Origin of the sequence: Polyangium fumosum (genome assembly GCF_005144585.1) — a bacterium.
GTDB classification, from domain to species: Bacteria; Myxococcota_A; Polyangia; order Polyangiales; family Polyangiaceae; genus Polyangium; species Polyangium fumosum.
Genome location: NZ_SSMQ01000018.1, coordinates 88819 through 103397, shown reverse-complemented (window position 1 = coordinate 103397; position 14579 = coordinate 88819). Strand labels below are relative to the sequence as shown.

At 68.6% G+C, this 14579-nt stretch carries 13 protein-coding genes; 3 read left to right on the top strand and 10 right to left on the bottom strand.

Translation table 11 applies throughout. From position 1 onward, the window contains the following. Window positions 1-24: 24 nt before the first annotated feature. Genes E8A74_RS18990 through E8A74_RS18975 form a run of 4 tightly spaced genes read right to left on the bottom strand, consistent with a single transcriptional unit; the run spans window position 25 to window position 4627 of the window. Complete coding sequence (locus E8A74_RS18990; protein ID WP_136930441.1) at window positions 25-1407, bottom strand: hypothetical protein; 1383 nt, start codon at window positions 1405-1407, stop codon at window positions 25-27. 11 nt (window positions 1408-1418) lie between these two features. Next, window positions 1419-2165, bottom strand: a complete 747-nt coding sequence (locus tag E8A74_RS18985; RefSeq protein ID WP_136930440.1) for a hypothetical protein — start codon at window positions 2163-2165, stop codon at window positions 1419-1421. Window positions 2166-2193: 28 nt separating this feature from the next. Further along, window positions 2194-3402, bottom strand: coding sequence for a DUF1549 domain-containing protein (locus E8A74_RS18980; protein ID WP_136930439.1), 1209 nt, complete (start codon window positions 3400-3402; stop codon window positions 2194-2196). Between the two features lie 22 nt (window positions 3403-3424). Continuing rightward, window positions 3425-4627: a hypothetical protein gene (locus E8A74_RS18975; protein WP_136930438.1), complete on the bottom strand. Its 1203-nt coding sequence runs from the start codon at window positions 4625-4627 to the stop codon at window positions 3425-3427. A 273-nt stretch (window positions 4628-4900) separates the two neighbouring features. Here E8A74_RS18975 and E8A74_RS18970 point away from each other — a divergent pair, with 273 nt between their 5' ends. Then, window positions 4901-5647 (top strand): hypothetical protein, encoded by a 747-nt coding sequence (locus E8A74_RS18970; RefSeq protein ID WP_136930437.1) that lies wholly within the window; start codon window positions 4901-4903, stop codon window positions 5645-5647. A gap of 21 nt (window positions 5648-5668) precedes the next feature. Here the strand turns inward: E8A74_RS18970 and E8A74_RS18965 are convergent, their stop codons facing one another. Next, window positions 5669-6517 (bottom strand): uroporphyrinogen-III synthase, encoded by an 849-nt coding sequence (locus E8A74_RS18965; RefSeq protein WP_232379647.1) that lies wholly within the window; start codon window positions 6515-6517, stop codon window positions 5669-5671. 92 nt (window positions 6518-6609) lie between these two features. On the opposite strand from E8A74_RS18965, the gene E8A74_RS18960 reads away from it, so the two are divergent. Then, window positions 6610-6885, top strand: coding sequence for a hypothetical protein (locus E8A74_RS18960; protein WP_136930436.1), 276 nt, complete (start codon window positions 6610-6612; stop codon window positions 6883-6885). A 63-nt stretch (window positions 6886-6948) separates the two neighbouring features. On the opposite strand, the gene E8A74_RS18955 is transcribed toward E8A74_RS18960, so the two are convergent. The 4 genes from E8A74_RS18955 to E8A74_RS18940 form a co-directional block, all read right to left on the bottom strand. Then, window positions 6949-7437, bottom strand: coding sequence for a tellurite resistance TerB family protein (locus tag E8A74_RS18955; RefSeq protein WP_136930435.1), 489 nt, complete (start codon window positions 7435-7437; stop codon window positions 6949-6951). Window positions 7438-7471: 34 nt separating this feature from the next. After that, window positions 7472-10621: an MXAN_5808 family serine peptidase gene (locus tag E8A74_RS18950; protein ID WP_136930434.1), complete on the bottom strand. Its 3150-nt coding sequence runs from the start codon at window positions 10619-10621 to the stop codon at window positions 7472-7474. Window positions 10622-10768: 147 nt separating this feature from the next. Then, window positions 10769-10972, bottom strand: a complete 204-nt coding sequence (gene tatA / locus E8A74_RS18945; protein ID WP_136930433.1) for a twin-arginine translocase TatA/TatE family subunit — start codon at window positions 10970-10972, stop codon at window positions 10769-10771. A 144-nt stretch (window positions 10973-11116) separates the two neighbouring features. After that, window positions 11117-12139: a hypothetical protein gene (locus E8A74_RS18940; RefSeq protein ID WP_136930432.1), complete on the bottom strand. Its 1023-nt coding sequence runs from the start codon at window positions 12137-12139 to the stop codon at window positions 11117-11119. Window positions 12140-12211: 72 nt separating this feature from the next. On the opposite strand from E8A74_RS18940, the gene E8A74_RS18935 reads away from it, so the two are divergent. Beyond that, window positions 12212-13495, top strand: coding sequence for an adenylosuccinate synthase (locus E8A74_RS18935; RefSeq protein WP_136930431.1), 1284 nt, complete (start codon window positions 12212-12214; stop codon window positions 13493-13495). A 3-nt stretch (window positions 13496-13498) separates the two neighbouring features. Here E8A74_RS18935 and E8A74_RS18930 read toward each other — a convergent pair whose 3' ends face one another. Continuing rightward, complete coding sequence (locus E8A74_RS18930; protein WP_136930430.1) at window positions 13499-14548, bottom strand: NAD(P)-dependent alcohol dehydrogenase; 1050 nt, start codon at window positions 14546-14548, stop codon at window positions 13499-13501. Between the last annotated feature and the right edge of the window lie 31 nt (window positions 14549-14579).

The window sequence follows — 14579 nt, the reverse complement described above, 5'->3', positions numbered from 1 at the left end:
GTCCCGAAAACCCCCCACCGGTCTTCAGACCGGATTCTCGTTCACGATGCCCTTGATGCTCGGACCGGTGTAGAAGTCCTGCACCCGGCGCATGTCGCCCTTGGCCACCGCGAAGGCCACGGCCGCGCCCGCCGCCGCGCTCGTCGCATTGCTCTGCTGGCCCGGCACGTTTTCGCCCGTCGTGGGATCGAAGCCGTCCGTGCTGCCGTCGGCCCGCACGCCGCCGAACCAGCCCGTCTTCGTGAAGCCATTGCCCATGACGTAGAGCCAGTTCGAGTTGTTCGGCGTCCCGTCGGGCCAGCCGCCGCGGTCGCGCGGGTTCTTCGGCGTATCGCCGTGCACCGTCATGACGATGTTGTCGGCGAGGTTGCGCGCCGTGCAGACCGGGTCGGGGATGGCGGCGAGGTCGTTCATGAACTCGTCGAACATCTTGCCGAGCTGAGCGACCGTGTTGCGCAGGTTGTTCATGTCATTGAACGCCCCGTGCGGGTCGTCGCGCATGGCCGGCATCATCACGCTTTGCGTGAGGCCGAGCTTGAAGGCGCGCGCCGTCGTGATGAAGGCGCGGCCAATCTCGGCGAGGCGGTTCGGCGTGCCCTGCCCGATGTTGTAGCGGGTGAGGTCGTCGGCCGACGGCGCGAGCTGCGCGGAGAGGTTTTTCCCGAGGAAGTTCGCGCTCGTCTTGCCCACGCGGAGCTGCCTCGACCACGTCGGGCGGCCGGCGGCCGCATTGAGGCCGACGAACGCCTTGTAATAGGCCTCGAAGAGCGCCGCGTCCTCCTCGACGGCGAGCGTCACGCGCGATGCTGCGCTGTCGAAGAGATCGACCATGCCGCCCGCGTTGTTCACCGTGGCGACCTGCGGCGCGCCCGGGGCGGCGCCGAAGTTCAGCGGGTTGATCGCAATGACCGGCAGGAGCGACGGGGTTTGTCGCTGAATGGCGGCGGCCGTGGCGAGCATGCTGACGCCATTGCCGAGCGTCGCGGCGGAGCCGGGCGTCGGTGTGTGCGTCTGGTTCGTCCCGGCCATGAATGCCGAGATGCGCTTGCGCTTGTCGAGGTTCCTCCAGGGGGATTGGGGCGCGTAGACGAACGGTTTGTCCGTGTCCTTCGCGTCTTCCGTCTGGCCGAACGCGTGGAAGGCGAAGTTGTCGTTGTTCGCCTTGGCGATTTGCGTGTGGGGCCAGAGGAGCTGGAACCACGCGAATCCGCCGTCGCCCGCCACGAGGTGGACCGAGCGGTTCGTCGCGGCGCACGCGTCGTCGGCCATGGCCGTGCCGGCCGAGTCCGCGATGACGTCGAGCACCTTCGCGCGATCGAGCGCGAGGACGGCGCCCATTGCGGTGGTCCAGCGCAGGAAGTTACGCCGGGCATTGCCTTGGAGGCTCTTGAGCTTGTCGTCGACCATGGTCTCCTCCGTCACTCGCACGAATGGGCTGCGGCCATCATCGTACCGACCGCAATTCGCTTGCCTTTTTCCACATCGGAGGCGCTCGTCACGACCTTGTTGCAGATCGCGACGTGCGAGTCGGTCGCGGGGCGACCCGTGATGCAGGCGATGGCGTCCCGATTGCACTGGTTGTTCGCGTCGAACATCTCGGTCCCGACGCCGCCGACCTTGCATTGGTCGACGTTCGGCAGGTTCGCGATGATCTCGGGCGCCGCTTGCACGAAGATGTCGAAGAGCTTCGCCGCGCCGGCCGCGCTCCACACGACCGCCTCGCCGACGCGGGCGTCGTAGGTCGCCGCGCCGAGCGCGCCGCCGCCGCCCTTGAAGAGCTGGCCTGCGGTGGGCACCTGCGCCGTCGCGTCGATGTTCACGCCGAGCGAGACGAGCAGGTTCTGGAGCGCCGCGTTTTGCAGCTTCTGGCACGAATGAAGGCGCGTGCGCACCTCCGGCGGGCCCTCTTCCTGGCGCTGCGCGAGGACCTCGAACGGATCCTTGAAGACGCCCTCGCCGAGGTCGCCCATGTGGCTGTGCGTGTTGTCCTCGTCGCCCGCGAAGACGCCCGGCTGGTTTTCGAAGTCCGTCGTCGGATCGTCGATGACGGGGGACGGCCGCGAGAGGTTTCCGGACGGCGGCTCCTGCACGCAGGCCGTCGCGAAGAGTCCGGCGGCGAGAGCAATCGGCGCGCCGCGGAGGAACATCGAGATGATGCGATTCATGGTCTCTCTCCTTTCTTTCCGCATGCGCCTAGAACTTGGTGAAGTCCTCGCTGAGCAGGATCGTGCGCAGCGTCTTCTTCAGGTTCATGCCATTCGCGAGGAACTCCTCGACGTAGGGCTTGAGGACCGCGGGCGGCACCGTCGCGAGGTCCGAGACGATGTCTTCCTTCGACATCGCGAAGTTGTACATGCGCGCGACGGCGCAATCGTGGACGTCCGTGTCCGCGGCCATGGCCTGGCCGAGCGCGGGCAGGTCCGCGACAGGTTCGCCGAAGCGCCAGGCCGTGCTCTCGCCATTGCGGAGCCAATGGGAGATGACCGTCTTCTGCGGATCGGGCACGGTCGGGGTCTCGACCTGGCTGTCGTTCATCCATTGCCCGTTCATGTTGAAGTTCGCGAAGAGCGGCGCGACGCGGTTCAGCGTCACGTGGCAGTTCGCGCAGACGACCGACGACGTGTCCTGGAAATTGATCGGGGCCGTCCCCACCGATTCAAAGGGCCAGGGGCCGGTGTAATCGGCGCCGTTGACCTGCCTCGGCTCCGCCGCGTATTCGGCCGGGAACTTCGTGCAAACGAAGACCTCCTGCACCCAGCGCACGCGTCGGAACGCCATGTTGCCGTAGAACTGCATCATGACGCCGGGGTTCGTGAGCACGCCGGCGTGCGTGGGGACGCCGTTGTCGCAATTGCCGTCGTTGAACGTGTTCGTCCCGCCGTCGTACGTCGGGCAGGTGTTCGTGCTGGCCGTGAAGAGGTCGGTGTACGGCTTCTCCTCGATCATCACGCGCGTCGCGAACACGGGCGCGGTGTCGCGGCTCGGCTTGTTGTCCTGGGCGCCGCCGCCCTGGCGCATCGTATCGCGCCACCATTTGATCATGCGCGAGGTGAAACGCTGATCGGCGAGCAGCGTGTCGATCTCGGCCTCGTACGCGGCGCGCTGATCGGTCGCGGTCTCGACGTTCTTGATCTGCTGGAGCGTCGGGAGGTTTCGCACGAGCTTGAGCGACGCCGTGCGCAGGGCCTCCGTGTAGCTCGTGACCCGGTCGTCGAGCACGGTCTTGTCCGGGATCGGGGGCGCCTCGGGGTCGCCGCTCGTCGTCGGGTTGCCGCTGGTGGTGTTGTCGGGGTCGCCGGTCGAATTGTCTCCCGACGGCGGCTCGAGGCCACTAGGCCCCGAGCTCGAGCACGCGCCCGCCGCGAGCGCGGCGAGCAAGGTGAGCATTCTGGTCCGCTTCATGGCCGCCTACCTTTCGTCCTCATCATTTCTCCGCTGCGATCCAGATGGATACGTTGTCGCGGAAGGTGTTGAACGCGCCGCCCTGCCCGCCGAATTTAAACGGATGCGCGGCATTCCCGCCGGGATTCGTGGTGATGAAGAGCTGACTCGCGGGCGGGTCGTTCGGGTTGACGCGATTCCTGATCTGCCCGCACGCCTTCGCCGAGTCGCTCTGGAGCGCCGTCATGTCGACCGCCGCGACGGCCTGACCATTGCCACCACCGTGGCAATTCAGGCAGGTCGTGAGCTGCTGCCGTGCATTGGCCTCGAACGAGGGGACGTCCTTGCATCCGCCCGTGGGCCCGCCGTCCCCCGCGTCGGGCGACGCCGGCTCGTATTTCTCGATGAGCTCGAACGCGAGCGAGAGCTTCGCGTCCGTCGACCAGTTCACGAGGATGAGCGTGCCGGGGCCGAGCGGGCCGGATTCGCCGACCTGGTAAATCGTGTCCACGTTCGAGAAGCTGTCGACCGGATCCGGATTCGGGTCCTTGCCGAGCGGGTGCACGACCCAGAGCGGGTGGACGATCTTCAAGCCCGTCTTCGAGGTCGGGTGCAGCTCGATGTTCGTGAGCTCGAGCGTCGTCTCGGCGAGCACGTCGGCCTGGAACGTGACGGCCATGCCCTCGAATTCGGGCCCGAGCGCGCCGAGGTAAATCGCATTGAAGCCCATGATGGGCACGAACGGCGTGATGTGCGGGCCGGCCTGCGGCGGCGGCTCCGAGAAGTTCTTCGCCTCCTGCGCGAGCCATGCCTTGACCTTCGGCAAGAGCGTCTCTTTCAGCGCCGGCGAATCGAGGTTCGTCCCGCTGTGCCCCTTGCCCGTCATTGCATACGTGAGCAAGAGGCTGTGCGTGGGGTCCGTCGAGACAATCCCGGGCCAGCTCGCGAACGATTGATAACGATCCGGCCCCGCGAGGAAGGGCGTGTCGGCGAGCCCCGCGACGTCGTGGCAAAGGCCACACGCGCTCATCAGGTCGGCCTGCATGGACTCGAAAAGGGCCCGCCCGCTGACGACAGGGAGCCCGCCGCCGTCGCTGGGGCCACCATCCTCTGCGCCGCCGCCCGTCGGTCCGGGCGCGAGGCCCGAGGGCGCCTCGACGCAGCCTGCGGAGACCGCGGAGGCCGCGACCGCGAGCGCCCCAAGTCCGATGGCAATCGCTCGAAAGTATTGCTGTTTTGGTTTCATCGTCGCAAGGATGCCCATGGGTCGAGAATGGCTGAGTCGCCGAGCGGCGAGAAGCCCCAAACGCTCTTGCACGCCCTGCGCCATCCGCTCTGCCTGTGCGTTTGCACCCGAGCCGTACGAACGAGGCCCGGAAGACGCCCTCGCGGCGAGGGGGTGGATGACAGATGCCCCAGGGTGGATCTGCGTTGAACCAGGTCGAGGGGACCAACCGGCGGCGATCTTCGGATCGCACAAAACTGGTCCCGATCGGCCCGGCGGATGTACCCGATGCGCATGAATCGGATCCTGCTCCCCGCCCTCGTATCGCTCCTCGCCATGGGCTGCGGCAAAGCCGCGGTCCGCACGCAAGCGCTCGCCCCGGAAAAGCCCGCGCCCGTCGTCACCGAGCAAAAAGAAACGGTCGCGAAGGCCGAGCCCGAGGCCGCCGAGGAGGAGCAGGCGCCTGTGGAGGGTCGTCGCGAGGTCGGCGATTACGTGGTCTATCGATTCTCGGGCAGCTTCCAGAAGGCGCCCGTGACGCTCACCGAGCGCGTCGTGGGCCGCGACAAGAATTCGCTCCTGATCGACTTCCTCCTGGAAGAAGGCAAGGAGAAGAGCGAGCTCCGCGTGCGTCTGAGCGATACGGCCGAGACGCGCGGCGAGGTGCTCTCGGTCCAGCGCATCGAAAAAGGCAAGCTCGTCGCGGCCGGCGTCGACGAATACGAGGCGCTGATGGGCAAGACGATGGTCGTCGCCGACGAGAACGAGGAAGCCCTCGGCTCGGAGCACGTGGTCGCCGTGATGGGCAACGACATGCTGCCCGCGAAGCGCACGAGCTTCCGCGTGAAGATCGGCGAAAAGAAGGCGACGCTCACCACGGTCGTGAGTGACAAATTCCCCTGGGGCGACCTCTCCGGCGAGATCGCGGCCGAGGACGGCTCGGTCATTTATCGCGCCGAGGTCTTGAACGTCGGCCACGTGGTCGAATCCAAGACGGGCAAGGAGCCCCAGGTCGCCCGCAGCGATTACGAAGACGAATGATTCGAGGGGCCGCGCCCGGCGTTACGGGCGGCCCTTTCGCGCGAGGATCTCGTCGGCGCGCTTCGCCGCCTCTTTGACGAGGTGGCCCATTTTGGAATGCTCCGGCTCGACGTCGGGGCTGAGCCCCTCCTGCCGGAGCGCCTCCGAGCAGACAGGGCCGATCGATCCAAGAAGGCCGCGCCCGAGCGCCTCCCGAACAGGGCCGTCGATCCCCTCCTCGGCCGCGACGAGCAGCGCATGCTCGACCTGCGCGCGGCTCGTGAAGAGGGCAATCGAGATTTCGCCGGTCGCGAGCCTCCGAAGTGCGCTGCGGAGCGGCGCCGTGTCCTCGGGCAAGGCGTAACGATAGACGGAGACGGGCAGGACCTCGGCGCCACGCGCGGCGAGGCCCTCGTGGAGCGCAGCGTTCGGAACGCCATACTCCTGGACCGCGACGCGCTTCCCCACGAGCAGGCCTCGTGTGTCGAGCGCGGAGAGGACCTCCCGATGGCTGTTCGGCGCGGCGACCGTGACGAAACCGGGGACGCCGAGCTCCCGAAGCGCGACGGCAGGCTTCGGCCCCCGCGCGACGACGGTCACACGGGCGAGCGCAGCGGCGAACGCAACGCGATCGAGCACGGGCGCAACGGCCTCGGCGAGGCCGCGGGTGCCGACGCCCGTCATGAGGACGAGGACGTCGATCGTGCCTGCGGCGAGGGCCTCGGCGAACGCGAGGGCGCCCTCCGGCGCGTCGAGACCGACCTCCCGGAGCGCAGGCGCGCGGACGGGCTCACCGCCGTGGCGCTCGACGAGCGAGGCCATCTCGGGCGCGCGCCGGCTCTCGAAGGAGACGACCAGGCGGCCGCCGAAGGACGCAGGACCAGGAGGCACGTGGGCCATCGTGCGCGCACAGGTCCCGCGCCGCCAGCGCTTCGTGGAACGCCGAGTCTGCGCTAGACTGGGATCGAGCAAGGAAGGTGCGCATGGACGAGAGCGCAGACGGGCTGCACGGAGCCGGCGGCGACGAGGAAGGTGCCGGGGAAGCGCTCGACACGAGGAAGGCGGAGGGGCCCGATCCGGTGATCGGCGCAGGCCTCGCGCTGTTCGGCATCTTCGTGATGGGCCTCGGGGGAGCGCGCGACCTGCACTATGTGTTCAACGCAGGGATGTTCCTCGCGGTCGGCGGGGCCGTGACGTTCGTCCTGTTCGTCGCCCTCACGGCGATGAAGCAGCGCGCGGCGCGCAGCGCGAAGAGCTAGCGGAACGACGCCCTCACGCCGAACCCCTCTCCCTCGCGGGAGAGGGGAGACGCGCGCGAAGCATCAGCCGACTTCTTCCTCGACGGCGGCGAGCTCGCTCTCGGGCACGCCGAGATCCGCGGCGACGTGGTGCAGCTCCGCGCGCTCGGCGGGCGAGAGCCTTCCATCCGCCACCGCGACCTTGGCGAGGAGCCGGATCACCTCGACGCGCTCGCGGCCGTCGCAGAGAGTCTTGAGCTCACGCACGCAGAGCGCGAGCTCTTCGTCGCGCAGCGCCGGAAGCTTGCCCTTGAGGGCGTGCGTGACGGCCTCGATCGCCTCGGGGGACAAGCCCTCGATGTGCGCGAGCAGGCCGCGGAGCGTTTGTTCTTCCCCCTCGGTGAGGCGGCCGTCCACGCCCGCGACCTTGCCGAGCAGGACGACCACCGCAGCGATGTAACGAAGGACGACGCTCTCGTCGTCAGGCAGGGCGCGGCGCAGCTCCGCGAGGAGCGCGTCCACGTTCGGATACGTGTCCCCTCGCTTGAGGCCGAGCCAGGCTAGAAGTCCCACGACAGACCAACGTACTCGGGGTGATTCTCGGGGGTCAATCCTCGGGGAGCGCCGCTTCGCCGAGCCACTCGGCGACCGGATCGTCCGTCTTCGGCGTCTTCAGGATCGTGCCGTCGGCGCCATCCTTGCGCACGACGAGCGTGCGGCGCGTCATCGTGTCCGAGTTCTCACGCGCGACGACCGTGATGACGTTCACGCCCGGCCGGAGCGGCGCATCGAACTCGAACGTCGCCTTCTTGGGGTCGGCGCCGTCGCGGTTCGACTTGTAGTAGAGCTTGCGCGAACCAACGAAGACGTAGAGGTCGAGCAAGCGCTCGCCGTCGGAGGCGGCGCCCGTGATCTTCACCTTCTCGTCGCGCGTGGCCATGGCCGAGGCGCTCACGTCGAGCGTCGGCGGCGCCTTCGAGTAGACGTCCTCGAAGGACGGCGTGACGGACGCGGCGCCGCTGCCCTGCGCTGTCTCCGCGGCGAGCACGAAGGCGAAGCGACTCGAACCGAGGTCGACCTTGTAGAAGTCGCTCACCTTGCCGGTGATCGCCACGGTCTCGCCGGGCCGCAGCTTGCCGAAGACGAGCCCGTTCGCGTCCGCCGTCGCGTACAACGTCGCGCCCTGCAGGCCGGCCTTCGCCGTGCCCGTGGCCTTCGCGATCGTGATCGGGCTGCCGACGGGGATCTTCACCTTCTCCGTGGCGACCTCGCGCAGGTCGCGATCGCCGACGGACAGGCTCAGCGTGGCTTCGGTGTCTTGCAGCTCGGGCTGCACGTCGAACGTGAAGACCACCTTGCGCACGTCGCCGGGGTTCATGTTCGAGATGTCGAACCGGCCGGCGCGCAGGAGCAGGCCCTCGCCCGAGAGGTTCGCGATGTTCGCCTGCGTCTCGAACGAGCGGCCCTTGCCGACGTTCTTCACGGTCAGGTACATCGACACGCCCTCGCCGCGCTGGATACGGCCGTCGCCGTTGCCGCTGCGGTCGTCGACGATCTGGTAGGCGTACTGGAAGAGCGGGCGCTCGAGGGCGCGGATCGTCGGGCGGAACTCGGCCGGCGTGGGCTCGAAGCCACCCGCGGCCTCGAACTTCACCTTCACGCCGTCGGCGCGGCTCAGCGCGTCCATTGGGATCTTGCAGATGCGCTTCTGGTTCGCGAGGCGCGGCTTCGTCGTGCCGACCTTGCGGCCTTCGACCTCGCACCAGCCGAGCGGCGCCTTCGAGGTCTTGCTCTGGCCGGGCGCGATCTTGCCGAAGACGAGCTCCTTGCCGTCGAGGTAGCCGCTGTCGCTCTCGGTGGAGGCGCGCAGGCGATAGATCGGCTGCTTGCCGTTGTTCTTCACCGTGACCGAGAGGTTCATGGGCTCGCCCGCCGTCACCTCGTTGTTTGCGCGGTCGGTCTCGACCTTCACTTCGAGGTCGCTCTTCGCCGGGCCCTGCGCGCCCTCGGGTGCGTCGGACCAGTCGTAGCCGAGCTTCGACAGCTCCGCGGCGACCTTGTCGAGCTCGTCCTTGCGCGCCTTCTCAATGTAGTCGCGCGAGGCGTCGATCTGCGTGTTGCGCGCGGCGCCGGGGGGCATGCGCTGCGCGAGGTCACGCGCGAAGCGGATCGGGAAGTCCACGCGGAAGTCGTCGTCGGTCTCGCCGCCACGCTCGCGCATGTCCTCGCGCTCGGTGCTCGTGAGCTGGTAGCGCACGACCTCGCGCGGCTTCGACCCGGGCTGGGCCTTGCCGTTCGTCAGGTGCGCCGAGAGATCACGCTCGCGCAGGCCGTCCTTCTGGATCGTGAGATCCATCTCGAGCTCGTCGACCGTCATCGGATCGAGCTCGATGTCGGGCGTGACGCCGACGCCCTGGATCGAGACGTCGCCGGGCGTGAGGTACTGCGCGATCGTGAGCTTGAGCGCGGCCTTCTCCGGCGTGACGTCGGGGAAGACGAGCTGCACGCTGCCCTTGCCGAACGTCGTCGAGCCGACGATGACCGCGCGATCGTGGTTCTTCAGCGCGCCCGCGACGATCTCGCTCGCGCTGGCGGAGTTGCCGTTGACGAGGACGACGATGGGGTACGTAGGCTCGGTGCCGGGGCTCTTGGCCTTCTTCTCGTCGCGGCCCTCGGAGGCGCCCACGGTGGAGACGATGACGCCGTCGGCGAGGAACTTGTCGGCGACGCGCGTGGCCTGATCGAGCAGGCCGCCCGGGTTGCCGCGCAGGTCGAGCACGAGGCCCTTCAGCGAGCCCTTGGTTCGCAGATCGTCGAGCGCGAGGTCGAGCTCCGTCGACGTCGTCGCCTGGAAGTTCTTGATGCGCACGTAGCCGATGCCCGAGGCCTCGAGCGGGCGCGACTCGATGGAGCGGACCTTGATGACCTCACGCACGAGATCGTAGGGCTTTGGCGTCTGCCAGCCTTGCTCGCCGTCACGCGTGACCCACACCGTGACCTTCGTCCCGGGGTCGCCGCGCAGGCGGCGTACGGCGTCGTCGAGCGGCATGTTGAGCGTCGACTCGTTGTTGATCTTGACGATCCGATCGTGACGCTTGATGCCCGCGCGCCCCGCCGGCGTGTCCGGCATGGGGTTGATCACGGTGAGGACCTGATCGCGGATCGAGATCACGATGCCGAGGCCGCCGAAATGGCCCGACGTGGAGAGGTTCATCTCCTTGTAGGCCTCGGGGCTCAAAAAGACCGAGTGCGGGTCGAGCGTGTGGAGCATGCCGTTGCACGCCGCGTACTCGACCTCGCGCAGATCGACCTCGGTGCCGCGCAGGTTTTTCTGGAGGAACGCGAAGACCTCGCGCAGGCGCGCCGATACGTCCCAGGGGCCCTGCACGTTGTCGATGCGGAACTTCTTCTCCGCCGTCTCGACGCGGACGGTCACCTCGTTCGGATCGTCGTTCACGACGATCACCTGGGCGACGTCACGCTGGACATAGTTCAAAGCCGAAAGAAGCATCTCTTTCGGCTTGACCCGTCCGGGCTCGACGTACTTGTCGCGGATGAGCTTGAGCGTCTCGTTGACGGCTTCGAGCCGCGTCAAATCGTAGGGCGCTTTCGTCGTGGGGCTGCCGCCCGTCACGGCGAGGGCGGGTTCGAATCCGCGCCACAGACCGCCCGCCCCGAACTGCACCGCGAAAAACGCAGCGATGGCGAACGTGGCAAACGCGATGCCGATCTTCCCGAGACGCTCGAGGATCTTCATACGATTCCCCGAGTATAGGCCTCGGGGCGTCCGCGTCGACCACGCGCTACGCGGCCGCCTCGGCCAACGCTCGGGGGCTCCGCTCGGACCAGCCGAGCGCCGCCCCCGAACCCCCCGCCTGGAAAGAAAGATCGCGGGCCGACGCGCCTACGACGTCGACTTCTCGCCGCCCTCTTCGTCCTTCTTCGGGAGCTGCTTCGGCGGGGGTTGGTCCTCGTCCTTGAGGCCCTTCTTGAAGTTTCGGATGCCCTCGCCGAGGCCCTTGCCGATGTCGGAGATGCGCCCGGCGCCGAACAAGAGCAGAGCGACGCCCAGGATGAGAAGGAGTTCGGTGATGCTCAGTCGGCCCATGGTCGTGCTCCTGCCCGGGGAAGCGTCGAGCTTCCCGCGTCCACTCCACCCGTACCATCCTCGGGCGCCTCCGGCAATGGACGCCAAGGCCGCAGGATCGCGGGTGAAGGGGACGCGGGTCGCTGGATCCGCCGTCTTCTTTCGTCATGCGCCCGGGGCGCGGCGTGATGCGAGAATTCGCGCGAACCGGGCCGCCAGGAGCGGACCGAGCAGGCCGAGCGCAGGGACGAGGCCATAAGCGAGGAGCGGGCTCCTTTCGCGTTCGAGCGCCGAAAGGACGAGGAGCGCGAGCGCCGGGCCAGAGAGGCCGACGAAAAGGGCGAGCGCGCGGCCGCGGATCGAGGAGGCGAGCACGGCGAGGCTCGTGAGCAGGGCGCTCGCCGCCGACGTCGCGCCGAGGAGCACAGCCCGCACGGGGGCGCGGAGGTTCGAGGGGCGGCCGAGGGGCAGGAGGCCGCGGACCGAGGCGCGGGCGACACGGACGGTCATGGGGCCGGTCGTCTCGTTCGAGGGCAAAGCAAGGACGAGGTCGTCGGCCACGAGGGAAGCCGTATCGGCGGAGAGCTCGATCGAGCGCGCCGCGAGCGCGGAGCCGCCGAGGAGGGAAGGGCTCATGACGAGGCGCGGGGGCTCGCCGGGCAAGCAGATCCAGGTGGCCTCGGCCATCGGGACCGTCGCGGCGTGCGGGACTTGGGGATCCCGCGCGGCTCGATCGACGCAGGCGGCGCGGCCGTCCGCGAGGAGGCGCGAGGCGAGCCGGCCGGGCGCTTCGGCTTCGAGGCCCCACGCGAGCGAGGCGAGGGCGGACAGGACGAACACGAGGAGCCAAACGGGAAGGGCCGAAGCGACAAGCGATCGCGGCGAAGCGCCCAGGGCGAAGACGGCGCGCGCCTCGCCGCGATCGACGAGCCGAGCCGCCGCGAGCGCCGCGCCGAGGGGAGGGGCGAGCACGAGGGCGACTTCGAGCGAGACGGCGAGCGCGGCGCGGGCAAACGGCAAGCCGAGCCGCGCGGGCACGCTCGGCGCGAGGAGGAGCGGCATCGAACGGACGAGGCCCGCGGCGACCGAGACCGAGGTGACGAGCGCGGCCACGAGCGCGACGTCCCGGCAGGTGGGGAGCGCGAGGAGGCGGAGCCCGGGCGGGATCGGGACGATCGAGCGGCTCATGGGTGGGACGGCTGCGGGGAGTGTACTAACGTTCCGGCTCGTGACGGACCGAGCAGCACGCAAGGAGGCCGGATGTCCGCGGTCGTGATCGTCGGCGCCCAGTGGGGGGACGAGGGAAAAGGCAAGATCGTCGACCTGTACACGGAGAGCGCGGACGTGGTCGTGCGCTTCGCCGGAGGGCCAAACGCCGGGCACACGCTCGTCGTGGGCGACGACAAGATCGTCGTGCGGCTCGTGCCGAGCGGGATTCTCCGGGCGCAGGCGCGATGCATCATGGCGCAGGGCATGGTGGTCGATCCGGCCGTGCTCGTGTCGGAGCTCGACGTACTCGAAGCGAAGGGCCACGCGACGCGCGGGCGGCTCTTCGTCTCGGACCTCGCGCACCTCATCCTGCCCTACCATCGGCTCGTCGACGGCCTGCGCGAGGCAGCCGCGACGGACGGGCAGAAGATCGGGACGACGAAGCGCGGCATCGGGCCGTGTTACGAGGACAAAGCGGCGCGGCGCGGGATCCGCGTCGGGGATCTCGCGGATCTCGACGGGCTCGCGCAGAAGCTCGCGCGGGCGGCGAGCGCGTGGGGCCCGGTGGTGCGCGAGCTCGGCGGCGAGATGCCGGAGGTGTCCGCGATGATGACGGAGCTTCGCGCGCTCGCGCCGCGGATCGTCCCGCTCCTCGCGGACACGGCGGTGCTCGCGAACGATGCGATCCAGAAGGGCGAACGCGTGATGTTCGAGGGCGCGCAGGGGACGCTGCTCGACCTGGATCACGGGACGTACCCGTTCGTGACGTCGTCGTCGGCGGTGGCGGGCGGCGCGTGTGTGGGCGCGGGCGTGGGGCCGACGCGGATCAAGCGGGTCCTCGGGATCACGAAGGGCTACGCGACGCGCGTGGGCGAGGGGCCTTTCCCGACGGAGCTCTCGGACGATGTCGGCGAGCGGCTGCGGGTCGCGGGAGGCGAGTTCGGCTCGGTGACGGGTCGGCCGCGGCGAACGGGTTGGCTCGACCTGCCGGCGCTTCGGTATGCAGCGCGGGTGAATGGGCTCGACGGGCTCGCCGTGACGAAGCTCGACGTGCTCTCGGGGCTCGACTCGATCGAGGTGTGCGTCGCGTACGACACGCCGGAGGGGCGCACGAAGGAGCTGCCGATCCGGCACGTCGGAGCGGCGAAGCCCGTGTACGAAAAGCGGCCGGGCTGGCGCGAGCCGCTCTCCCACGCGCGGACGATGAAAGAGCTGCCCCAGGCCGCGCAAGACTACGTGCGCTACCTCGAAGCCGAGATCGGCGTGCCGGTGTTCTTGGTGTCGGTGGGGCCGCGGCGGGACGAGACGATCGTCCTCAGGGACGCATTTGCTTGAAGGTCAAACGGACAGGCTCTTCATGTCGATGACGAAGCGATAACGAACGTCGCCTTTGACGGTCCGGTCGTACGCCTCGTTGACCTGCTGCATCGGGATCACCTCGACGTCGGAGGTGATCCCCTTCTCGCCGCAATAGTCGAGCATCTCCTGCGTCTCCTTGATGCCGCCGATCAAGGAGCCCGCGAGCGTCTTGCGCCCCATGACGAGGCCAAACGCCCCGATGGGGAGCGGCTTCTCCGGCGCGCCCACGAGCACGATCGTGCCGTCGCGACGGAGCAGGCCGAGGAGCGCATTGACGTCGTGCGTCGCCGAGACGGTGTCGAGGATGAAGTCGAACGACCCCGCCTGCTTTGCGAGCGCGCTCGGATCGCTGCTCACGAGGAAATGGTTCGCGCCGAGCCGGCGCGCATCGGCTTCCTTCCGCGCCGACGTGCTGATCACCGTGACCTCGGCGCCGAACGACGCGGCGAACTTCACGCCCATGTGCCCGAGTCCGCCGAGCCCGACGACGCCGACCCGCTGCCCCGCGCTCACCTTCCAGTGCCGCAGCGGCGAATAGGTCGTGATGCCCGCGCAGAGCAGAGGCGCCGCGGCCGCGGGATCGAGGCCCTCCGGGACGCGGAGCACGTAGTTCTCGTCCGTCACGATGGTGCTCGCGTACCCGCCGAACGTCGGCGTTTTGCCGTCGCGCTCGACGCCGTTGTACGTGAGGACCATCCCGCCCTCGCAGAACTGCTCGACGCCTTCTTTGCAGCTCCCACATTCGCGGCACGAATCGACGAAGCAGCCGACGCCGACCAGATCTCCCTGGCGGAACTTCGTGACGCCCTTGCCGGTCCCGGTCACGCGGCCGACGATCTCGTGGCCCGGCACCATGGGAAACGTCGAATTGCCCCACTCGCCTCGGACCTGATGAATGTCGGAATGGCAGACCCCGCAGTAGAGGATCTTGATGACGACGTCGTGGTCGCCGGGGTCACGCCGATCGAACGTGAACGGCGCGAGGCCAGACTGTGCGTTTTGCGCGGCGTAGCCCTGTGCTTTGATCATCCGTCCTGCGTACACGGAAAGCAAAGGCGCG

Coding starts and splice junctions, on each gene's coding strand:
- E8A74_RS18990 (WP_136930441.1), bottom strand. CDS start 1,407: ATGGTCGACGACAAGCTCAAGAGCCTCCAAGGCAATGCCCGGCGTAAC.
- E8A74_RS18985 (WP_136930440.1), bottom strand. CDS start 2,165: ATGAATCGCATCATCTCGATGTTCCTCCGCGGCGCGCCGATTGCTCTC.
- E8A74_RS18980 (WP_136930439.1), bottom strand. CDS start 3,402: ATGAAGCGGACCAGAATGCTCACCTTGCTCGCCGCGCTCGCGGCGGGC.
- E8A74_RS18975 (WP_136930438.1), bottom strand. CDS start 4,627: ATGAAACCAAAACAGCAATACTTTCGAGCGATTGCCATCGGACTTGGG.
- E8A74_RS18970 (WP_136930437.1), top strand. CDS start 4,901: ATGAATCGGATCCTGCTCCCCGCCCTCGTATCGCTCCTCGCCATGGGC.
- E8A74_RS18960 (WP_136930436.1), top strand. CDS start 6,610: ATGGACGAGAGCGCAGACGGGCTGCACGGAGCCGGCGGCGACGAGGAA.
- E8A74_RS18950 (WP_136930434.1), bottom strand. CDS start 10,621: ATGAAGATCCTCGAGCGTCTCGGGAAGATCGGCATCGCGTTTGCCACG.
- tatA (WP_136930433.1), bottom strand. CDS start 10,972: ATGGGCCGACTGAGCATCACCGAACTCCTTCTCATCCTGGGCGTCGCT.
- E8A74_RS18940 (WP_136930432.1), bottom strand. CDS start 12,139: ATGAGCCGCTCGATCGTCCCGATCCCGCCCGGGCTCCGCCTCCTCGCG.
- E8A74_RS18935 (WP_136930431.1), top strand. CDS start 12,212: ATGTCCGCGGTCGTGATCGTCGGCGCCCAGTGGGGGGACGAGGGAAAA.
- E8A74_RS18930 (WP_136930430.1), bottom strand. CDS start 14,548: ATGATCAAAGCACAGGGCTACGCCGCGCAAAACGCACAGTCTGGCCTC.